General features: G+C 67.8%; 18 protein-coding genes. 10 read left to right on the top strand and 8 right to left on the bottom strand.

Translation table 11 applies throughout. The annotated features are described in order from the left end of the window. The first annotated feature begins 178 nt into the window (after positions 1-178). A complete protein-coding gene (locus BLR41_RS19960; RefSeq protein ID WP_245694597.1) occupies positions 179-1753 on the top strand; it encodes a helix-turn-helix domain-containing protein in 1575 nt (524 codons plus the stop codon). A 257-nt stretch (positions 1754-2010) separates the two neighbouring features. Here the strand turns inward: BLR41_RS19960 and BLR41_RS19955 are convergent, their stop codons facing one another. From BLR41_RS19955 to BLR41_RS19925, 7 genes are all read right to left on the bottom strand, one after another. Beyond that, positions 2011-2991 (bottom strand): transketolase family protein, encoded by a 981-nt coding sequence (locus tag BLR41_RS19955; RefSeq protein WP_092631454.1) that lies wholly within the window; start codon positions 2989-2991, stop codon positions 2011-2013. Beyond that, positions 2988-3854, bottom strand: a complete 867-nt coding sequence (locus tag BLR41_RS19950) for a transketolase (protein ID WP_092631451.1) — start codon at positions 3852-3854, stop codon at positions 2988-2990. The genes BLR41_RS19955 and BLR41_RS19950 overlap by 4 nt, the downstream gene beginning before the upstream one ends. A gap of 40 nt (positions 3855-3894) precedes the next feature. Beyond that, positions 3895-4368, bottom strand: coding sequence for a ribose-5-phosphate isomerase (locus tag BLR41_RS19945; RefSeq protein ID WP_092631448.1), 474 nt, complete (start codon positions 4366-4368; stop codon positions 3895-3897). Beyond that, a complete protein-coding gene (locus BLR41_RS19940; protein WP_092631445.1) occupies positions 4361-6085 on the bottom strand; it encodes a dihydroxyacetone kinase family protein in 1725 nt (574 codons plus the stop codon). The genes BLR41_RS19945 and BLR41_RS19940 overlap by 8 nt, the downstream gene beginning before the upstream one ends. 36 nt (positions 6086-6121) lie before the next feature. Beyond that, complete coding sequence (locus BLR41_RS19935; RefSeq protein WP_092631442.1) at positions 6122-7459, bottom strand: GntP family permease; 1338 nt, start codon at positions 7457-7459, stop codon at positions 6122-6124. Positions 7460-7570: 111 nt separating this feature from the next. Then, positions 7571-8338, bottom strand: a complete 768-nt coding sequence (locus BLR41_RS19930) for an SDR family NAD(P)-dependent oxidoreductase (protein ID WP_092631439.1) — start codon at positions 8336-8338, stop codon at positions 7571-7573. Between the two features lie 31 nt (positions 8339-8369). After that, the gene (locus BLR41_RS19925; RefSeq protein ID WP_092631436.1) at positions 8370-9182 is read right to left on the bottom strand and encodes a sugar phosphate isomerase/epimerase family protein; all 813 of its coding nucleotides are present in this window, start codon (positions 9180-9182) and stop codon (positions 8370-8372) included. 165 nt (positions 9183-9347) lie between these two features. Between BLR41_RS19925 and BLR41_RS19920 the strand changes: the two genes are divergently transcribed. After that, positions 9348-10061, top strand: coding sequence for a GntR family transcriptional regulator (locus BLR41_RS19920; protein WP_092631433.1), 714 nt, complete (start codon positions 9348-9350; stop codon positions 10059-10061). Between the two features lie 253 nt (positions 10062-10314). Beyond that, entirely contained in the window at positions 10315-11076 is a 762-nt protein-coding gene (locus BLR41_RS19915; RefSeq protein WP_092631589.1) for a polyamine aminopropyltransferase, read from the top strand. Between the two features lie 136 nt (positions 11077-11212). Here BLR41_RS19915 and BLR41_RS19910 read toward each other — a convergent pair whose 3' ends face one another. Beyond that, positions 11213-11899 (bottom strand): hypothetical protein, encoded by a 687-nt coding sequence (locus BLR41_RS19910; RefSeq protein ID WP_218120274.1) that lies wholly within the window; start codon positions 11897-11899, stop codon positions 11213-11215. Between the two features lie 330 nt (positions 11900-12229). On the opposite strand from BLR41_RS19910, the gene BLR41_RS19905 reads away from it, so the two are divergent. The 7 genes from BLR41_RS19905 (at position 12230) to BLR41_RS19875 (ending at position 20599) form a co-directional block, all read left to right on the top strand. Further along, positions 12230-12976 carry a lipoate--protein ligase family protein gene (locus tag BLR41_RS19905; protein WP_092631428.1) on the top strand — a complete coding sequence of 249 codons (747 nt, stop codon included), beginning with the start codon at positions 12230-12232 and terminating at the stop codon, positions 12974-12976. 239 nt (positions 12977-13215) lie between these two features. Then, positions 13216-14223, top strand: a complete 1008-nt coding sequence (locus tag BLR41_RS19900) for a LacI family DNA-binding transcriptional regulator (RefSeq protein ID WP_092631425.1) — start codon at positions 13216-13218, stop codon at positions 14221-14223. 208 nt (positions 14224-14431) lie between these two features. Next, on the top strand, positions 14432-15721 hold the full coding sequence (locus BLR41_RS19895) for an ABC transporter substrate-binding protein (protein ID WP_092631422.1): 1290 nt from the start codon (positions 14432-14434) through the stop codon (positions 15719-15721). A 70-nt stretch (positions 15722-15791) separates the two neighbouring features. Beyond that, complete coding sequence (locus tag BLR41_RS19890; protein WP_092631419.1) at positions 15792-16832, top strand: carbohydrate ABC transporter permease; 1041 nt, start codon at positions 15792-15794, stop codon at positions 16830-16832. Next, entirely contained in the window at positions 16829-17695 is an 867-nt protein-coding gene (locus tag BLR41_RS19885) for a carbohydrate ABC transporter permease (protein WP_092631416.1), read from the top strand. Before BLR41_RS19890 ends, BLR41_RS19885 begins: the two co-directional genes overlap by 4 nt. Before the next feature lie 83 nt (positions 17696-17778). Continuing rightward, on the top strand, positions 17779-19434 hold the full coding sequence (locus BLR41_RS19880; protein ID WP_218120272.1) for a glycoside hydrolase family 13 protein: 1656 nt from the start codon (positions 17779-17781) through the stop codon (positions 19432-19434). Positions 19435-19513: 79 nt separating this feature from the next. Then, positions 19514-20599 (top strand): ABC transporter ATP-binding protein, encoded by a 1086-nt coding sequence (locus BLR41_RS19875; protein WP_092631583.1) that lies wholly within the window; start codon positions 19514-19516, stop codon positions 20597-20599. Positions 20600-20802: the final 203 nt, after the last annotated feature.

Genomic DNA, 20802 nt, shown 5'->3' with positions numbered 1-20802 from the left:
GACTTCGCACGGCACCGTAAAGTCGTTCACGTTGCAGTTGCGTTGCGTGGACGAGCGATCCCCGTTCAGCTACCCCGCTCGTTCGGACGCCTTGTCCGTTGTCCGGATCACACGGCAGCATGGGTTGACTCGCGCCGGTGTCGGATCCGGTGCCCGAACGTTCCGCGAGGCGCCCCGCGTGGTCGACATCTCCATGAGGTACTTCGACGAATCATCAGGTGATCCGTTGCGACAGGCCCGGTTGCTCGAACAGGTGCACGCCGCCGTGCTCGGAGGCGACGAGGCCGCCGGTGACCGCGTGCCCGGGAAACGAGGGGAGCAGTGTTCCCCACGTCCGGTCGTGGTGGAGTCCTGGCGACGGTCGCTGGCGGCGCGGATCGACCCGAACGGGTGGCAGCCTCCCGTCGAGTTCGAATCCTCGGCCCTTCCCGAGATCAGGGCGGAGCACCCGTTGGCGGAATGCGTCCCGTTACTGCGGGAGACGCTGCTGGATGCGGCGGGGGACACCCCGCACATCATGATCGTCACGGATGCGGCGGGGACCATCCTGTGGCGGGAGGGGAACCCGGAGGTCTGCCGCAAGGCCGACGACGTGCTGCTCAGCGAGGGCACGCGCTGGTCCGAGGACGCCATCGGCACGAACGCGATGGGAACGACGCTGGCCACCGGTTCACCGGTACGTATTCATTCCGCCGAGCACCTGGTGTGCACCTACCACGCGTGGACGTGTGCGGCCAGTCCGGTGCACGATCCGGAAACCGGGGCCGTTCTCGGCTCCATCGACGTCAGCGGACCGCTGCACACCATGCACCCGGCTCTGACCGCGTTGGTGACGGCTGCCGCTCGGCTGGCGGAGAACCGGTTGACGGATCGGATGCGCCGCGAGCACGAACGCGTCCGGCAGCGACACCTTCCCTCGCTGCGCGCGCTCCGTGGTGAACCCGGTGCACTGCTCGGTCCGCGAGGTCATGTGCTCGAAACGACCTCCAATGAGCTGACGCTGCCCGAACGGGTCGAGCTGGATCGGCCCGAATCCGGGATCGCCGTGGGGGACGACAGGTGGATCGTGCTGGAACCGCTCCCCGAGGGGTACTTGCTGCGCGCGCCCCGTCGAAATCGGTCACCCCGTGGCGGAGCGACCGGAGTGAGGCGTGCTCCCGAGGCCGCGGCGGCGCGGTCCACGCTCCGTCTCGGATTGATGAGCGAATACCCCACCGCGGAGTTGGACGGGAACCGGCTGCGGCTGGGAACGCGACACGCCGAGTTGCTCGCCGCGTTGTCGCTGCGTCCGGCCGGGGTGAGTTCCGAGCAGCTCGCCCTGCTCGTGCACGGTGAGCGGGGCAACCCGGTCACCGTTCGCGCCGAGATCCATCGGCTGCGCAACCAGATCGGGTGCGCTGTCGTGCGAACGAAGCCCTATCGTCTCGACGCTTCGACCGAAACGGATTTCCACGACGTCCGCGAGGCGCTGGGCGAGGGAGCGGTGCGATCGGCGCTGGCTCTCCACGGGGCCGGGCTGTTGCCGGGCTCGGAGGCACCGGTCGTTCGGGAGGAGCGCGAAGAGCTGGCGGCGGGTTTGCGCAGCGCGGTGCTGAGCAGCGAGGACCCCGATCTGCTGTGGAGCTATGCGAGCACCGAGCACGGCAGGGACGACATCGAGGTGCTGGAGCAGCTGTTGAGCCTGTTGGCCCGGGACGACTGGCGACGTGCCGGAGCCCGGGCCCGGCTCACCCGGTTGTTGCGGGATCCGTGACGGCAGCCGCGCGGCCGACCAGGGGCGTTCGGGGAGGGGCGCCATCCGCCCACTCGCTGAGGTGGTCGCATGCGCCATCGAGAGTGGCGGAAGAACGAGCGAGGCCCGCGTCAGCACCTCGCTGCCCCCGGTATGCCCACCGGGCGCCGTGTCGGCTGGCAGTGATTTCCGGTTCGTGGCTGTTCCGGTTCCGCCCTGACTCCGGTTCCGCCCGGCCCACGGTCGACGGACCGCGGGTCGGGCGAAGTTGTCTCCGGTCAGCCCAGGCCGTCGAGCACGCGGCGAACCACCCGTTCCGTGGACAGGCCGTAGCGCTCGTGCAGGGTCGGCAGCGCCCCGGCGTCGAGGAACTCGTCGGGCAGGCCGATCGGCAGCAGCCCCCTGGCCGCGTTGTTGCGGACCAGCGTGCTGGCCGTCGACTCGGCGAGACCGCCGACCAGCGAGTGGTTCTCCAGTGTGACCAGCAGCCGGTCGGAGTCGGCCTCGTGCAGCAGGGTCGCCTCGTCGAGCGGTTTGATCGTGGGGCAGTGCACCACCGCGGCGTCCACCCGGTGCTCGCGCAACTTCTCGGCCGCTTCGAGGGCGCGCATGGTCATCAGTCCGCTGCTGACCAGCACCACGTCCCGGCCGTCGCGCAGCCGCTTGGCCCTGCCCGGCTCGAAGGTGTAGTCGTACTCGTCGAGAACGGTGGGAACCCTGCCGCGCAGCAGCCGCAGGTAGGTGGGGCCGTCGGTGGCGGCCAGGGCGGGAACGGCCTGTTCGATGTCGACCGAGTCGCACGGGTCCACGATGGTCAGTCCCGGCATCGCACGCAGGATCGCGATGTCCTCGGTGGCCTGGTGGCTCGGGCCGTACCCCGTGGTCAGCCCCGGCAGGCCACCGATGATGTTGACGTTGAGCCCGGGTTCGGCGATGTCCAGGCACAGCGAGTCGTACGCGCGTCGGGTGGCGAAGACCGAGTAGGTCGCCGCGAACGGGACGTAGCCCACTTCGGCCATGCCCGCGGCCGCGCCGAACAGCAGCTGTTCGGCCATGCCCATCTGGTAGTAGCGTTCCGGGAACCTCTCGGCGAAGACGTGCATGTCGGTGTACTTGCCGAGGTCGGCGGTCATGCCGACGACGTTCTCGTTCTCCGCCGCCAGACGCGTCAACGCGTGGCCGAACGGAGCCGGGCTCGTGGGCTGGTTCGGATCGGCGAAGGAGGCGATCATCGCCGAGGTCGTCAGGCGCTTGGTCATGACTGGACGGTTCCCTCCAGCTGCTCGCGGGCGATCTGCCACTCGTGCTCGTCGACGCGCATGAAGTGCGCCTTCTCCCGGTTCTCCAGCAGCGGAACGCCCTTGCCGATCGTGGTGTCGCAGAGCAGGACCCGAGGGCGGTTCGACTCGCCCTGTTCCAGGTGGTCGAAGCCGCGCAACAGTTCGGAGATGTCGTTGCCGTCGACGCGGACGGCCCGCCACCCGAACGACTCCCACTTGTCCACCACGGGCTCGGACCGCAGCACCGAGCCGGTGGCACCGTCGGCCTGCAGCGCGTTGAGGTCGACCACGGCGGTGAGGTTGCCGAGTTCGTGGTGGGAGGCGCTCATAGCGGCCTCCCAGGTGGACCCCTCGTTGAGCTCGCCGTCGGAGAGGAAGTTGTAGACCCGGGCGGGGCTGTCCCTGCCGCGCAGCCCCAGCGCCATTCCGACGGCCAGCGGCATGCCGTGGCCGAGCGAGCCCCCGGAGATCTCCATGCCGGGGGTGTAGGTGGCCATGGCCGACATCGGCAGCCTGCTGTCGTCGGTGGCGTAGGTGTCCAGTTCCTCGACGTCGAGGATCCCGGCCTGCGCCAGCGCCGCGTACAGGGCGATGGCGTAGTGCCCGATGGAGAGCAGGAAGCGGTCCCGGTCCGGCCACCGCGGGTCATCGGCTCGGAACCGCAGCCGGTCCCGGTACACCGTGGCCAGCAGGTCGCTGACCCCCAGCGCCTGCCCGACGTAGCCCTGCCCCTGGGCCTCGCCCATGTCGATGATGTTGTGCCGCATCCGGTGGGCGAAGGCGGCGATCTCCGCCTTTCTCGTCCCGGTCGCGGCCTGTGCCTCGCTCAGGGCGTGTGACATTTCGCCTCCCCTTCGTCGCTGAGATCGCCGGAGTGTCCGTTCACCGGGCGGAGTCCTCGTAGGTCGAGATCATGCGGACTTTCGCCGACGAGTTCGAATTCGGATCGAATCGGTAGTCCAGCCATTCGGAAGCCAACCGCCGCGCCAGTTCCAGGCCGATCACGCGTTGCCCGAACGTGAGCACCTGGGCGTCGTTGCTGAGCACCGAGCGCTCCACCGAGAAACTGTCGTGGGCGGTCACGGCGCGTATCCCCGGCACCTTGTTGGCGCTGATCGCCACGCCCAGCCCGGTGCCGCACACCAGCAGCGCGCGGTCGGCCTCACCGCGGTGGACCATCTCCGCGGCGGTCGTGGCGATTCGCGGGTAGGCGGTGGTCTCGTCGTCGTTCACGCCGACGTCGGTCACCGATTCCACGCGTGGATCCGCCTCGAAGTCGGTTTTGAACGTGTTCTTGTACGTCATTCCCGCGTCGTCGGAGCCGACGACGACGCGCCACCGTTTCGGATCATTCATGGGTGTTCTCCCGCTGCGGGTGTTCGTTCCGGGGTCGCAGGACCTCGGCCACGGTTTCGGCGATCAGGGCGAAGGACACCGCTCCGGCGTCCGGTGTGCCCAGGCCGCGTTCGGCCAGGTGTTTGGCACGTCCGGTGCGGGCCGCCAGCTCGGCGGTTCCTTCCGCCCCCGTTCGGGCGGCCGCCGCCGCCTCGCGCCAGCTGTGTGTGCGGCCGAAGGTGTCGGTGAACGGGGCGAGTGCGTCGAGCATCGTCTTGTCGCCGACCTCGGCGCCGCCGAGCCGTTCGATCGAGGCGGAGAAGCTCTCGACTCCACCGGCGAGGTCGGCCTGGTCGGGACGCCCTCGGTCGCTCAACGCCGCGGCCAACGAGCGAAGGCCCGCGCCCCACAACGCCCCCGAGGTGCCGCCCGCCTCGGCCTCCCACGCTTCGGCGGCCCGCAGCAGCAGCGAGTGCGCTCCGGCCCCCGCCTCGTGGGCCAGCTCGGCCGCCCGCGCCGCCGCCGTGGTGCCCTTCAGCATTCCCCTGCCGTGGTCACCGTCGGCGGCGATCGCGTCTATCCGGCCGAGTTCCTCGGCGTGGTCCTCCACGGTCCGGCGTATCTCGTGGAACACCGCCGCGATCGTGGCGGCGCACTCCCGTGATTCGTGGTCGGCCTCGGGATACGTCTCGCCGGTTGCCGCCCCACCGGCCTCGGTTGTCGGGGTTCGCGCCGGGGTGGCCTCGTCACCGCCGATCTTGCGGTAGGCGGGTGTGTCGGCCGGAGCGCGCCACAGCCGTTCGAGTTCCTCGTCGAGCCGCACCAGCGTCAGCGACACCCCGCTCATGTCCAGGCTGGTCACGAGCTCCCCGACCTCCGGGGCGACGAGGGTGAGCCCGGCCGCGCGGAGCTTTGCGGCGATCCGCGACCAGAGCACGAACATCTCCTCGTGCTTCGTGGCGCCCAGCCCGTTCAGGATCACCGCGACCCGGGACGAGTCACCGTCACCCGCCTCGGTGAGTACCCCGTCGACCAGGGTGTCGGCGACCTCGTCCGCGGCGGGCATGTCCACCTCGGAGATTCCGGGTTCGCCGTGGATGCCCAGACCCAGGGCCATCCGCCCCTCGGGCACGGTGAACAACGGTTCGTGCTGGCCGGGCAGGGTGCATCCGTCGAAGGCGACCCCGAGCGAGCGGGTTCGCGCGTTGGCCCGCCGGGCGAGGTGCTCGACCTCGCGCAGCGACATGCCTTCCTCGGCCGCCGCCGAGGCGATCTTGAACACCGCGAAGTCGCCGGCGATACCGCGTCGCTGGTTCGCGTCCTCGTTCGAGGCGAGGTCGTCGGTGACCACGATGGTCCGGCAGTCGATCCCTTCGGTCCGCAACCGGTCCTGTGCGGCACCGAAGTTCATGACATCGCCCGCGTAGTTGCCGTAGCCGAGCAGCACGCCCCCACCGGAGTGCGCTGCCTCGGCCACGGCGTGAACCTGCTGCGCGGAAGGTGCGGTGAAGATGTTGCCCACCACGGCACCGTCGGCGAAGCCGGGCCCCACCAGACCGCTGAAGGCGGGGTAGTGTCCGGAACCGCCGCCGATGACCACGGCGACCTTGGCGTCGGGGGTCGGTGTGCTGCGCACCACCCCGCCGGGCACGGCTCGGACGCGGTTCGCGTGCAGCTCGCAGAATCCGCGCAGCGCGTCCTCGGTGAACCGCGCCGGATCGTTGTAAAGCAGAGTCATAACCGCTCACAGGGGTTTCGGGATGGAGGATCGGGGTCAGACGAACACGCTCAGTCCCAGCACCACGCCCAGTCCCACGACCGACATGATCGACTGGGAGAGGGTGTAGACCTGGAAGGCGCCGCGGGTGGACAGCCCCAGCAGGGTGCGGAACATCCAGAACGTGTTGTCGCTGACGTGGCCGCCGAAGCTCGCCCCCGCTGCCGCCGCGAGCAGGACCAGCACGGCGGAGGTGTCCAGCCCGCCGACCACCGGCGCGAGCAGCGTCGCCGCCGTGATCGCGGCGACCGAGCCGGAGCCCTGCGCCAGCCGCAGCAGCGCCGCGACGACCCAGGCGAGGATCAGCGGGGAGAGCGGGCTGGTTTCGAACAGCCCGGAGATGATGTCGCCGATACCGGTTCGGCTGATCACCTCTCCCAGGGATCCGGCCACACCGGTGAACAGCAGAATGGTTCCGCTGGTGGCGGCGCCCTTGCTCAGCGACTTCTCCAGGGCGTCGCGGGAGAGCATGTAGACCGTGATGCCGCAGGCGAGCAGCAGTCCGATCAGCAGCGCCACGATCGGATGGGAGAGGAATCCGATCGGGCCGCCGCTGGTACCCGCCATTTCCGCGAACGTGCCGGAGACGATCAGTGCGAGCGGAACGAGGATCGGCAGCAGCATCACCGCGAGCGGAAGCCTGCGGCGGGGTTCCTCGGCTTCGGCCACCGTCATGCCGTCCACGCCGCCGTTGAGCGTGGTTTCGTCCTTGGCGGGTTGCCATGTGCGGCGCATCAGCGCGCTGTGCAGGAAGATTCCGCCGAGGATGCACACGATTCCCACCGGGATGCCGAACAGCAGCATCGTTCCGAGGGGTACGCCGAGAGCACCGGCGCTTGCCAGGGCAGCTGCCCCGGGCAGCACCATCAACAGCCCCACTTCCAGGCCGATCGCCAGTGATCCGCCGAGCGCGGCGATGCCGACTCCGGTCCGTGCTGCCACGGATCTGGCGATCGGGGCCAGCATGACCAGGGCGACGTCGAAATAGATCGCGGGGAAGATGATTCCGGATGCCAGGCCGAGAGCGTAGGGCGATTTCTCGCGGCCGCACACCCGTAGGAACAGTTCCACTATTCGTTGCAGTGTTCCGGTGGTCGACAACAACGAGCCGAGCAGCACACCGAAACCGATGATCAGCCCCACTTCCGCCATGAGGTCGCCGAATCCCTGGGCGACCGCGGTCGTGGTGCTCTCGAAACCGAGTCCGGTGGCCAGGCCGAGATACAGTGCTCCCAGCACGAGGATGATGACCGGATTGATTCGTGCCAGCACGACCAGCACTACGATGCCGAGGACCGCCAACGCGGTGTGCAGCAGGATGAGCGTATCGGACATGCGGGATGTCTTTCCGTAGGCCTCATCGTCGAGGCGAATTCAAAGTGTTTTCCACACCCGGTGAGTGTGCGTGAAACCGACGGAATCGTCGGTGTGACGGCATATCGGCCGTCAGTGGATGTGCGAACCACCGTTCACGTCGAAAGTGGCCCCGGTGATGTATCCGACGTCGGGACCGGCCAGGAACGTGATCATTCCGGCCACGTCGTCGGTGTCGCCGTTGCGACCGACCGGGATGCCGGAGACGAGTTGCTGCTTGCGTTCGCCGCTGAGCAGGCCGCCGGTGATGTCGGTGTCGATCAGACCCGGTGCCACCGAGTTGACGACGATGCCGTGCTCGCCGACCTCGCGGGCCAGGGCGCGGGTGAGCCCGAGGACGGCGGCCTTGGCGGCCGAGTAGTGCGTCCCGCCGAACACGCCGCCGCCGCGTTCACCGCTGACGGAGGAGAGGTTGACGATGCGCCCGTAGCCCCGCTCGATCAGTCCGGGCAGCACGCGGCGGGTGACCAGGTACGTGCCGGTGACGTTGACCTCGAACACCGCGTCCCACTCGGCTCGCTCGATGTCGAGGAACGGTGTCGGCCGCGTGATTCCCGCGTTGTTCACCAGTGCGGTGGTGGTGGGCAGCTCGGACGTCTCGACTGTCTCGACCGCTCGGTCGACGGAGTCGGCGTCGGTGACGTCGGCGGTCACTCCGAGGGTGGGAACCCCGTGCTCCCGAGCCACGATGTCGGCGGTGGTCTTCGCGGCGGCCTCGTCGAGGTCGAGCACCGCGATCGCGAATCCCGCCTCGGCCAGCCGGTGGGCGGTGCGCCTTCCTATGCCGCGTTCCGATCCGGCGCCGGTGATCACTGCCGTGGCGGTGGCGGAATGGCCCATTGTCGGGTTCCTTTCGTGTCGTCGTTCGCGTTCATGCCCGCAGCAGGGCCGAGAGCGTGTCCCGGGATTCGCCCGCGACCGTTTCCCTGTTGGTCTCGGCCACGTCGTGGGTCTCGAGTTCGAGGACGTAGCGCCCCGCGTAGCCGTGCTCGTGAAGCGTGCCGATGACACCGGTGAAGTCGGCGTTGCCGCGGCCGATGCTGCGGTTGATGTCGCCTGGCACGGCGTCGCGCAGGTGGACGTGTTCGATGCGGTCGGCGAACTCCGCGGCGAACTCCGTTTCGTCGATGCCGCCCGCCACGACGTGGCTGACGTCGTAGACCAGCCCGGCGACCTCGGCCGGGGCCAGTCCGAGCAGGGCGCGAACCCGGTCGGCGCTGTGGCAGAACCGGTGGTGGTGTGGCGCCTCCACCAGCAGGCGGACCCCGTGTTCGGAGGTCACCGAGCTCAACAGGCGCAGCCCGCCCGCCGTCCGAGCCAGATCGGATGTCTCGTCGACGAACGGGATTCGGGAGGGGGCGCCGCAGGGGACGATGAGATCCGCCCCCAGCCGAGCGGCGTGCGCGGCAAGTTCGGCCCCGCGGGATGCCAGGGTTTCCCGGTCCAGCTGGGGGTCGTTCAGCGGTCCCGGATCCACGTTGAGCGCCCACACGTCGATTCGGAAGTCCCGGATCGTGGCTACGAGCTCCGCGATGTCGCCTCCCCGGTCGGTGGGGTAGTGCTCGCAGACCTCGGGCAGTCCGCCGAGGTCGATGCCCGTGATTCCGAGCCGCGAGATCGCCGCCAACGCCTCGGGCAGCGAGCGGTGACGAAACGAGATCGTCGAGCAGCCCAGTTCACTCATCCGAAACTCCCAAGAAACCCGTGCTTCACACGTTCGGTGGAACGCGTTAGGTGGGACACAGTGAAACTTGTCGCCTGTTGACTGTCAACAGTCAACCGGCAGCGGGCGACTGCGAATCGATTAAACTGGTGGGGACCGAGCACGTTTCCCGACGAAAGGCTCCCGTTGCCCCTGGATGTCCCGGCTCTCGGCGGTGTTGATCGCAACACCCTGCGTGAGCAGAGCCTGCACAAATTGCGCGAGGCGATCAGCAGCGGCCAGCTCGCCCCCGGCACGCGACTCGTGGAGACCGAGCTCAGCGAGGCGCTGTCGGTATCGCGCGGAACGCTTCGCGAAGCCCTGCGTCACCTCGTCCAGGAGGGCCTGGTGGTCACGGGCGACCGAGGACGGCTCCTGGTCCGTGCGCTGACCACCTCGGAGGTGCGCGACATCTTCGCCGTCCGGCGCTCGCTGGAGACGCTGGCGGTGGAAACCCTCTGCGAGATGACCGAACGCGGTGAAGTGGTGCGGACGCTGCGCGAGTCCCTGAATCGGCTGCGTGACACCGGGCAGGACCTCGCTGAGCTGATCGAGGCCGATCTCGGTTTCCACCGGCAACTGTGCGAGTTGACGGGCAACGAGACGCTGGTCAACTCCTGGCAGCACATCTCCGGGCTCACCAGAGCCACCATCAGCCGGTCGGGCCAGGATCTGGCGCTGCGCAACATCGACTGGCAGCGACACCTGCCGATCGTGGACGCGATCGAGGCGGGCGACGCCGATCGCGCACGCGAGGTCGTGCGCACCCACATGCGGGAAGCCACCGAACGGATCGTGCGGGTTCTCGAGGACTGGGACAGTGAGGGGGACGACCGGCACACCGGGGCCACCCACGAGTGACGGGCCTGCCGGGGTGCCTCGGGACGTACGCATCGAGGCACCCCGGAATCGCTCGACCCCCGTACCCGGTCCGCGTGGTGGGGCGGATGCACGGCGCCGCCCATGAGGAACCGGGCGGTCGGGGACGGGGACGTGTGCGTATGCTGCTGTCGAGATCTTCGCGGTACCTGTCTCGCGTACCCGACATCACGCGGTGCCCGTCCCACCTCATCGGTCGGTAACCCGGAATCGTCACACGGAAGGGATGCCACTGGTGAGTGCCCGTTTCGAGGAACTCGATTGGCGTGAGACGTCGATCGGAACGATCAGCCTGCGCCGTCGTTGGGACCGCTCCCTGGAACGGGACGTGCACGAGATCAAGCTGGACGAGGAGTTCCTCATGTCCAGCCTGTTCACCGTGGCGGAGATCGAACTCGCGCGGCTCGGACTGGCCGCTTCGCCCGCAGGTGAGCTCGACGTGGTGGTGGGTGGTCTCGGGCTCGGCTACACCGCCCGCGCCGCCCTGGACGAACCACGGGTGCGCTCGCTGCACGTGGTGGAATCCCTGGGCGAGGTCATCGAGTGGCACCGGCGCGGCCTGCTACCGCTGGGGGCGGAACTGACCTCGGAGCCACGGACCCGTCTGGTGCACGGTGACTTCTTCGCGATGGTCGGTGCCGGAACCGGTTTCGACGTCGAGGCACCGCGTCGGCGGTTCCACGCCGTGCTGCTCGACATCGATCACTCGCCGACGCACGTGCTGGATCCGAGCCACGCCTGGTTCTACGAGCCCGAAGGGCTGCGCCGACTCGCGGCGCATCTCGAACCGGGAGGGGTCTTCGCCCTGTGGTCGGACGATCCGCCGCACGAGGAGTTCACCGCGGCCCTCTCGGCGGTCTTCGACACCGTTCGGGCGCACGTCGTCACGTTCGACAACCCCTACACCGGCGGGGAGTCCAGCAACACCGTCTACACCGGTGTACTGGAGCACAACGGGCAATTATCGAGTGGGAACAACGGCGCACCCCTCCCGTGAGGAGCTGTACCGGGTGTCTCTCCGCCGGCCCGAAGGTATGTCCTGCCGGGGTGCTCGCCTCCTGAGACAGGATTCCTGCTCATAAGCGGGGTGCCGCCCCCTCGGTCATGGAAGATGTGGTTGCGGCTGATGCGGCTCATCCGGCGCTCCTGGCCAGGGCGATGGCGGCTTTCGCGGTCGAGTCGAGGACCTGCTTCGGCACGTTGCCGGTGCGGGACTCGGTCTCGGCCGCGAACACGGTACTGCGGCGATGGGCCGAATCGTAGTGGTATCCGCTGAAGCGCACCGTGGGCAGGACGGGACGGATGTCTCCGGTTCCGTGTTCGTCGATCAGGGAGCGGAAATCCCGCGCTGCGGCACTGGAACGCATCCGGACGCGTGATACGAGCACCGAGATCGTCCCGTTCTCGTAGTTCACGGGAAACTGAAACCGTCGCAGATCTCGGCACGGGGTCCGGACGAAGAATTCCCGTACCTGCCCGTAGGTACTCGTCACACATTCCACGGCGTTTCCGGTGACGCGGTTTCCCTGACGCATTCCGAGCCGCTTCCAGGCGCGTTTTCGATTCCCTCGCGTCACGTCCCGGCGTGCTTTCGAGAGGTTCTTCCCGATGGTGCGCACCACGGCAGTGTCCGCTGTGGACATGCTGGCCGTGCTCGTTCCCGAACCGCCGAGAGTCACGCCGCCGGTGCCGCCGCCTCCGGTCGCCCACACGGTCAGCGCCAGGCCGCCTGCCACAATTGTCGCCTTCCCCTTGCCGCCGCCTCCGCCTTCCAAGGGATATATCGTGCCGTCCGGACGACGCCGGAACTTTGGTGTCATGACTTCCTCCGTTCGTCGGTAAAAGTCTGGATCAGTCACTTGGCGTGTTGAAGCGAAGCGCACATATTTCACTCGAATGACGGATGGTTGGAAAATAACGCCCTGGATGACCCGACAGGTGAATACGAAAAGTGACATTCGTGGTGCTCGGTGCGACCGCCTGGAGCACAGCGGGAAACGGCGTCGGACCGGTCGGGTGGCACTCTCCGACTGCCTCGCCGAGGTGCCCCTGCGAGGCCTCGGCCGGATGGTCGGAACACGGTCGCCGCCCCGAGTCGTGTTCCTCGCGCCGTGTCCGCCCCCGCTTCTCCCGTTGCGTAGGCTTGCCGCGTGGAGCTGTATCACGGGGCGCTGGGTGCGGACACGAGCCAATCCTTCGAGGTCGCGCTGGCGCACGCCCTCGTCCGGCGGGCCAGCGACGGTGCGGCGGGCTCGGCGTTGCGGGTGTACCGGCCCACCACCCCAACCGTGGCGTTCGGGCGACGCGACACGTTGCGTCCCGGCTTTCCCGAGGCGGTCGCGCTGGTTCGGGACGCCGGTTTCACTCCGGTGGTGCGTGCGCCCGGTGGCCGCGCGGTTGCCTACACCGAGGATTCGCTGGTGGTCGATCACATCGCGGCCGAGGCGGACTCGTTGAGCGGGATGGAGGAGCGCTTCGACGGCTACGCCCGGCTGTGGGCCGGGCTGCTGGCCGAGTACGGCGTGGACGCCCGGGTCGGTGCCGTTCCGGGCGAGTACTGCCCGGGGGCCCACAGCGTGAACGCGCGCGGACGGGTCAAGCTCGTCGGCACCGCACAACGGATCCTGCGGCGTGCCTGGCTGTTCAGCGCGGTGGCCGTCTTCGACGGGGACGAGGTGCTGCGCCCGCTGCTCACCGAGGTGTATCGAGCACTGGGGCTCGACTTCGACGGTGATTCGGTCGGCTCGATTCGGGCGGAGGCCCCCGAGGCCGACCTCGAGACTTTCGAATCCGGGCTTCTCGATGCCTACGAGGACCGCTTCGGCCTTGACCGGGTGAGCCTCGACGAGTCCGCGCTGCAGGCGGCGCGTGCTTTGGACGACGACCACCGGCTCTGAATCTCATCCGTTCGGCCAATTGACGGTATCTAACCACCGTCGGTACCACTTCGTTACCCGTTCACGTGGTTCGCGGCCCTTGTGTACCCACTGAACGCAAGCGCTTGCATTCGCATAACCACAGTTCAGCGGCTTATTGGCAAAAAAAGTTCGATTGATTGACGTAAACGCTTGTGTTGCGTTGTGGGTCACATTTAGTCTTCCGGATCAACCGAGGCAGCAACGTGACAGGGAGCACAATGGCCACGATCGAGGAGGTCGCTCGTGCGGCTGGTGTCTCCACGGCGACGGTCTCGCGTGCGTTGCGGCAACAGCCGGGGGTGTCCGAACGAACCCGGCAGCGCGTGCGCACCGTGGCGGAAGAGATGAACTACTCCATCTCAAGGTCGGCCTCCGGCCTGGCCACCGGTAGGACCCGGCGGGTCGGGGTGCTGGTGCCCTTCGTCTCGCGGTGGTTCTTCGGGCAGGTGCTGGCGGGTGCGGAGGAAGTGCTGCGCTCGGCCGGCTACGACCTGATGCTCTACGTGGTGGGCGACGAGGAGGGGCGCGAGCGCTTCTTCCGGGAGCTCCCACTGCGGCGCAGTGTGGACGCCGTGCTCGTGCTGACCCTTTCGCTGTCCACCGAGGAGTCCGATCGGTTGCGCGAGCTGGACGTGCCGCTGGGGTTCGTGGGCGGCAGGATGGACGGTTTCAACTCGGTGTGGATCGACGATCACGGTGGGGGCATGCTCGCCGTGCGGCATCTGCTCAATCAGGGGCACACCGACATCGCGATGATCCACGGTGGTGCTCCCGATGCGTTGAATCTGCCCGCCCCGCACGAGCGTTGTACCGCTTTCCGGGACGCGATGGCGGAACACGAGATCCCGGTCCGGGAGAGTTGGTTGGGCACCGGTGATTTCTCCGTCTCGGGAGGAAGGCGAGCCATGAACCGAATACTCGCCGACGAGCTGCGCCCCACAGCCGTTTTCGCCATGTCGGACGAGATGGCTTTCGGGGCGATGCACGCGTTGCGCAACCACAAAATCCACGTGCCCGGAGAGATAGCGATCGTGGGATTCGACGGGCACGAGATGTCCGAGTGCTCCGGGCTGTCCACCGTGGTGCAGCCGGTACGCCAGGAAGGAGGAACGGCGGCGAAACTGCTGCTGGAGCAGCTCGAACAGGGCAGTACCGAAACCCGTGACGTGGTGCTGCCCACTGAGTTGGTGGTGCGTTCGTCGACCACCGGCGACGATTCCATGTGAGAAGTCGTGGAAGCGTCGTAGGGCGCCGGGAAAGTTGCCGAGAGCGGAGATCTTCCGGCTGGTCGTCGTGCGGCCGACGTCGATCGAATTTCCGGAATCAATTCGGTCGTTCGGCTGAGAAGTCACCACTCCACATTTTTTCTGAATCGAACGAGCGACGTGTGATCCGTCGCGCGTTTTTTGATCGGCTCGAATCGAGGGGATAAGCATGAAGACATTACGTTGGAGACCCGTATCCGTGATGATGGTGGCGGCTTTCGTGGTCGCCGGTTGTGGCGGTGGCGGTGGTGATTCGTCGACGTCGAGCGAGATCAGCGGTCGAGGCCCCATCACCTTCGCCACCGGCAAGGACGTGACCGGCGCCGTCACCCAGGCGGTCGAGACGTGGAACGGGTCCCACCCCGACCAGCGTGTCCGGCTGATCGAGCTGCCCGCCGACGGCGACCAGCAGCGGCAGCAGATGGTGCAGAACGCCCAGACCGAGTCCGGCGCGTTCACCGTGCTGGACCTGGACAACGTGTGGAACGCGGAGTTCGCGGCGAACCGGTGGGTCGTCGAGCTCCCGAAGGACGAGTTCGACTTCTCGCCCTTCCTGGAGTCGGCGATGAAAACCGCCAGGTACCGGGACAGGCTCTTCTCGGTGCCCGCCTACTCCGACGGCGGGTTGCTGTACTACCGCAAGGACCTGCTGAACAAGGTGGACGCCCAACCACCGACCACGCGCAAGCAAATGCGCGAGATCTGCGCCAAGGTGCTCAAGCTCCCCGCGGCCGAGGGAATGTCCTGTTACGCGGGTCAGCACGCCAAGTACGAAGGACTGACGGTCAACTTCGCCGAGGCCGTTCACGGTGCGGGTGGGCAGATCGTCAACGACCAGGGGCAGCCCACCGTGGACTCGCAGGAGGCGCTGCGCGGACTCGAAACCATGGTCGAGGGATTCCGCTCCGGCATCATCCCCCGCGCGGCGATCGCCTACAAGGAACAACCCAACAAGCGCGCGTTCATCGGCGGTGAGCTCGTCTTCAGCCGCAACTGGCCGTTCATGTGGTCGCAGGCCAACGCCGACGACGGTTCGTCGAAGGTCGCGGGCAAGTTCGCCGTCGCACCGCTGCCCGGCATCACCGGAAAGGGCGTGTCCAGCCTCGGCGGACACAACCTCGCGATCTCGTCCTTCGCGGAGAACAAGGCCACCGCGTTGGACTTCATCAAGTTCTACACCTCGAAGAAGCAGCAGCGGCAGCGGTTGGTCAAGGGATCGTTGGCCCCCACGCGCAGCGCGCTCTACGACGATCCGGAACTGCAGCGGAAGTACCCGTACCTGGACACGCTCAAGAAATCCATCCAGAGTGCCGAGCCACGGCCCCGCGTGGTCAACTACGGCGACGTCACACTCGCCATCCAGGACGAGGTCTACGCAGCGATCTCGGGTGACAAGAAACCCGACAAGGCATTGAACGCCCTGCAGCGCAGGCTGGAAAAGCTGATCGAGCAGAAGTGATCCACGCCTTCGCGGTCCGCCCGGCGAGCGGATTCCGATCCGCTCGCCGGGCGTTGGAAGAGGGGAGTTCATGTCGATGACGACCGATACCCCGACGAACCCGGAAGTCGACTCGGGGAGCCCGGGGCACACACCCACCGGATCTCGGAAGGGACGAAGGTCCGGCTCCGTGACCGGCACCGCCAGGTTGGCCTCGGCGCTGGTTTCGCCGACGCTGCTGGTGCTGGCCGTGGTGGTCATGTATCCGATCATCGCCGCGCTGTACCAGTCGCTGTTCGTATCCGGGCAGCGGCTCGACGCGCAGGGATTCGTGGTGGAGGGACGCCAGTTCGTCGGGCTGGGAACCTACGCCGACATCCTGTTCGGCCCGGCGGCCGAACGATTCTGGAACGCCTTCTGGAACACCACCTTCTTCACGGTGGTAACCGTCGCGCTGGAGACGGTGCTGGGAATGGCCATGGCCCTGGTGATGCACCAGGCGTTCCGAGGTCGCGGACTGGTGCGGGCGAGCGTGCTCGTGCCGTGGGCGATTCCCACCGCGGTGTCCGCACTGCTGTGGCGGTGGATCTTCGCGCCGGACGGCGTGGCGAACGCGATACTGGACCAGCAGGTGCTGTGGAGCTCGCAGGCCTTCGCCTCGAAGATCGCCGTGATCACCGCCGAGGTGTGGAAGACGGCCCCCTTCGTGGGACTGCTGGTGCTGGCCGGGCTGCAGGTCATCTCCCGGGAGGTGCACGAGGCGGCCACCGTGGACGGCGCGAGCGCCTGGCGGCGGTTCTGGCACATCACGCTGCCGCTGGTGAAGCCCGCCCTGGTGGTCGCGGTGCTGTTCCGGATGCTGGACGCGCTGCGCATGTTCGACCTGCCGTTCATCCTGATCGGACAGCAGAAGGACTCGGTCGAGACGTTGTCCATGCTGGCTTTCTCCGAGGCGACGAACGTGCACTACGGCCCTGCTGCCGCCTACGCCACCCTGCTGTTCGCCTACGTGGCGCTGATCGCGTTCGTGTTCGTCAAGCTGCTCGGAGCCGACGTGATCGGTGAGGCCCGTTCGCAGGTGACCAAGAGCCGTGGAGCTCGATTCCGGCGCGGAAAGGGGAGTGCGCGATGACTACGGCAACCGGGGACGCGCGTCGAACCACGCGCCGCCGCTTCGAGATCAAGAAGTGGCTTCCGATACTGGGTGTGGCCGGTATCGTGCTCTACTGCCTGGCCCCCTTCTACTGGATGGTGGTCACGGCGTTCCGCAGGCCCGCCGACCAGTACGACCTGAGCCCGCTGCCGCGCACCTGGTCGGTGGAGAACTTCCTGGCCGTGTTCGAACCCGGCACCGGCTTCGGCCGCGCGCTGCTGAACAGCCTGATCGTGGCGTCGACGACCACGATCCTCACGCTGATCATCGGCACCTCGACGGCCTACGCCCTGGCCAGGCTGGCCTTTCGGGGGAAGAACCTGGTGCTCTCGCTGATCATCGCGACCAGCATGTTCCCGGGTATCTCGTTGATCGTCCCGTTGCTGCGGCTGTTCACCGACATCGGCTGGATCAACACCTACCAGGCGATGATCCTGCCCAGCCTGTCGTTCGCGCTTCCGCTCGCGGTGTGGAACCTGACCATGTTCTTCCGGCAGATGCCGCAGGAACTGGAGCAGGCGGCCATGGTCGACGGCTGCACGCCGGGCCAGGCGTTTCGCAGGATCATCGTGCCGCTGGCCGCGCCCGGCATGTTCACCACGGCGATTCTGACCTTCATCCTCGCCTGGAACGAGTTCATCATCGCCCTGTCCATGGTCAACGAGCAGAACATGCAGACGGTCACGGTGGCGATCTCGAAATTCACCGGCGCCACGCAGTATGACCAACCCTTCGGCACCCAGATGGCAGCCGGGGTGATCGTCACGATTCCGCTGGTCATCGGGGTGCTCATCTTCCAGCGAAGGATCATCGCCGGGCTGACCTCCGGCGGCCTGAAGTAACACCACCGGTCACGGCCGGACCGGCGTGACCCTGTCCTCCCGAATCACCAAAGGGCCTTCCCGAGTTACCGAAGGAGCGCACAGTGCCGAATTCCTCCGACCTCAACACCACACCGTGGTGGCGGGACGCGGTGATCTACCAGATCTACATCCGCAGTTTCGCCGACGGGGACGGCGACGGTATGGGCGACATCGAGGGGATCCGCTCCCGACTGCCCTACCTGCGGGAGCTGGGAGTCGACGCCATCTGGATCACTCCCTGGTACGTCTCACCACAGGCCGACGCCGGGTACGACGTCGCCGACTTCCGCGACATCGACCCGCGCTTCGGCACGCTCACCGACGCCGAGCGGCTGATCACCCAGGCGCACGAGCACGGCATCCGGGTTCTTCCGGACATCGTGCCGAACCACACCTCCGACCAGCACGAGTGGTTCCGCGCCGCGCTGAAGGCTGGCCCCGGCAGCGAGGAACGGGCGCGATACGTCTTCCGCCCCGGCCGTGGTGAGCACGGTGAGCATCCCCCGAACAACTGGATCTCCCGGTTCGGCGGGCCGGCCTGGACGCGGGTGACCGAACAGGACGGCACACCGGGGGAGTGGTACCTGCACCTGTTCGCCCCCGAACAGCCAGACCTGAACTGGGACCACCCGGAGGTGAACGCGGAGTTCGAGGACATCCTGCGGTTCTGGTTCGACCGTGGGGTGGACGGGTTCCGGATCGACGTGGCCCACGGGCTGGTCAAGGACGCCGAGCTGCCCGACGTGATCTCCAGCGACAACACGCGGGGCTACTCCGACGGGCAGCATCCGCACTGGGACCGCGACGGGGTGCACGAGATCTACCGCCGGTGGCGTGCGATCGCCGACGAGTATCCGGGCGAACGCAAGTTCGTCGCCGAAGCGGGTGCCGACACTCCCCACCGGTTGGCCAACTACGTGCGACCGGACGGGCTGCACACCGCCTTCAACTTCGAGTTCCTCCGATGCCGGTGGGACGCCCACGACCTGCGCGAGACCATCGACTCCACCACGTCGAGCCTCTGGGGGGTGGGCGCTCCGGCCACCTGGGTGCTGTCCAACCACGACGTGGTTCGCCACGTCAGCCGGTACGGACGGCCGCAGCACAGCTGGGCAGCGGGGGAGAACTACCGCGCCGAGGGGCCGCTCGACCTGAGCCTGGGAACCCGACGTGCTCGCGCGGCCGCGCTGCTGATGCTGGCTCTTCCCGGAGGCGCCTATGTGTACCAGGGTGAGGAACTCGGACTGGCCGAGGTCGAGGACATTCCGGAACGGTTCCTGCAGGACCCGATCTGGGAACGCACCGGGCACACCGAGCGTGGCCGCGACGGTTGCCGGGTGCCGCTGCCCTGGTCCGGGCGACGGCCTCCGTTCGGATTCAGCCCTTCGGAGGAGGCCGAACCGTGGTTACCGCAGCCGGAAGGCTGGTCCGACTACACCGTCGAGAACCAGCAGGGCCGGTCCGACTCGATGCTGGAGCTGTACCGCGAGGCGCTGCGTATCCGCCGCGAGCATCCGGCCCTCGGGGAAGGGGACCTCGCCTGGAACGATTCGCCGCGAGAGGTGCTCTCCTTCTCCCGCACGCCCGGCTTCCACTGCGTGGTGAACCTCTCCGCCGAACCGTGCGAACTGCCCGAGCACCAACGGGTCCTGCTGTCCAGTGACGAGCCGATCGGTTCGTCACTGCCGCCGGACACCGCGGTGTGGTTGGCCGATTGATTTCCCGCTCGTCCCGAAGGCCGGGGTCGCCGTCGAGGCAGGCCCCGGCAGCCAGCAGGCCGCCGGAAAGGAGTCGATGATGGCGACCATCACCTATGACCGGGCCACTCGGGTGTATCCGGGCTCGGAGCACCCCGCGGTCGACGGTCTCGACCTGCACATCGCCGACGGCGAGTTCCTGGTGCTCGTCGGCCCGTCGGGGTGCGGCAAGTCCACCAGTCTGCGGATGCTCGCCGGGCTGGAGGACGTTGACTCCGGTGCGATCCGCATCGGGGAACACGACGTCACAGGTCTTTCGCCGAAGGACCGCGACATCGCCATGGTCTTCCAGAACTACGCGCTGTATCCACACATGAGCGTCGCCGACAACATGGGGTTCGCGCTCCGGATGGCCAAGACCCCGAAACCGGAGATCGAACAGCGGGTGCGCGAGGCCGCGAAACTGCTCGATTTGGAGCAGTACCTGGATCGCAAACCCAGGGCGCTGTCCGGCGGTCAGCGGCAGCGCGTGGCGATGGGTAGGGCCATCGTGCGGGAGCCGCAGGTGTTCCTGATGGACGAGCCGCTGTCCAACCTGGATGCCAAGCTCCGGGTCTCGACCCGCTCCCAGATCGCGGGGCTGCAGCGACGGTTGGGGGTGAGCACGGTTTACGTCACCCACGACCAGGTCGAGGCGATGACCATGGGGGACCGGGTGGCGGTGCTGCACGACGGGGTGCTGCAGCAGTGCGCGAGCCCGCGGGAGCTCTACGAGCGGCCCGCCAACGCGTTCGTGGCCGGGTTCATCGGCTCACCCCCGATGAACCTGCTGGACTGCCGGCTCGACGGGGAGACCGTTCGTGCCGGTGACACCGCGCTTCCCGTCTCGGGTGCCGTCCGCGAGGAAGCGGGTCACGGCGGCGGAAGCGTCACGATCGGGATTCGTCCCGAGGACGTGCGGGTGGTCGGGCCGGGCGAGGAGGGGATGTCGGCGACCGTCGATCTCGTCGAGGAGCTCGGTTCCGATGTGTACCTGCACTGCAGCGTGCCGGACGAGGGGTACGGGGTCGTGGCGCGCGCGCAACCGCGTTCGGCACCCGCCCTCGGTGAGTCGGTGCGGTTGGGAATCCGACCGGAGGCGGTGCACGCCTTCTCGGCGGTCACCGGCGAGCGCATCGCGGCGTGAATCGGGCTTGAGTGTGGGCGGAAGACGGTCAGGCCGCTCGTGTGGACGGGAGTGCAACTGCACGAGCGCCGTAGGGCGGTCTCGTCGGACACGGGCGAGCGCCCCGACACGTCCTCCGCCGGGCTCGTCCGGGAGTGAACACGTGCCGCGGCGACTCCCGGGCGGGCCTTCCCGCGAAGCGGAGGTCCGCCCGGGAGGGCCGG

This window comes from Actinopolyspora mzabensis (assembly GCF_900101095.1).
Lineage (GTDB): Bacteria > Actinomycetota > Actinomycetes > Mycobacteriales > Pseudonocardiaceae > Actinopolyspora > Actinopolyspora mzabensis.
The sequence above is the reverse complement of the archived record's forward strand: the minus strand, read 5'-3'. Positions and strand labels throughout refer to the sequence as shown.

Bases quoted from the DNA above. Each gene is read 5' to 3' on its own strand.
- BLR41_RS19955 (WP_092631454.1), bottom strand. From the start codon at position 2,991: ATGACCAAGCGCCTGACGACCTCGGCGATGATCGCCTCCTTCGCCGAT.
- BLR41_RS19950 (WP_092631451.1), bottom strand. From the start codon at position 3,854: ATGTCACACGCCCTGAGCGAGGCACAGGCCGCGACCGGGACGAGAAAG.
- BLR41_RS19945 (WP_092631448.1), bottom strand. From the start codon at position 4,368: ATGAATGATCCGAAACGGTGGCGCGTCGTCGTCGGCTCCGACGACGCG.
- BLR41_RS19940 (WP_092631445.1), bottom strand. From the start codon at position 6,085: ATGACTCTGCTTTACAACGATCCGGCGCGGTTCACCGAGGACGCGCTG.
- BLR41_RS19935 (WP_092631442.1), bottom strand. From the start codon at position 7,459: ATGTCCGATACGCTCATCCTGCTGCACACCGCGTTGGCGGTCCTCGGC.
- BLR41_RS19930 (WP_092631439.1), bottom strand. From the start codon at position 8,338: ATGGGCCATTCCGCCACCGCCACGGCAGTGATCACCGGCGCCGGATCG.
- BLR41_RS19925 (WP_092631436.1), bottom strand. From the start codon at position 9,182: ATGAGTGAACTGGGCTGCTCGACGATCTCGTTTCGTCACCGCTCGCTG.
- BLR41_RS19910 (WP_218120274.1), bottom strand. From the start codon at position 11,899: ATGACACCAAAGTTCCGGCGTCGTCCGGACGGCACGATATATCCCTTG.
- BLR41_RS19900 (WP_092631425.1), top strand. From the start codon at position 13,216: ATGGCCACGATCGAGGAGGTCGCTCGTGCGGCTGGTGTCTCCACGGCG.
- BLR41_RS19895 (WP_092631422.1), top strand. From the start codon at position 14,432: ATGAAGACATTACGTTGGAGACCCGTATCCGTGATGATGGTGGCGGCT.
- BLR41_RS19890 (WP_092631419.1), top strand. From the start codon at position 15,792: ATGTCGATGACGACCGATACCCCGACGAACCCGGAAGTCGACTCGGGG.
- BLR41_RS19885 (WP_092631416.1), top strand. From the start codon at position 16,829: ATGACTACGGCAACCGGGGACGCGCGTCGAACCACGCGCCGCCGCTTC.
- BLR41_RS19875 (WP_092631583.1), top strand. From the start codon at position 19,514: ATGGCGACCATCACCTATGACCGGGCCACTCGGGTGTATCCGGGCTCG.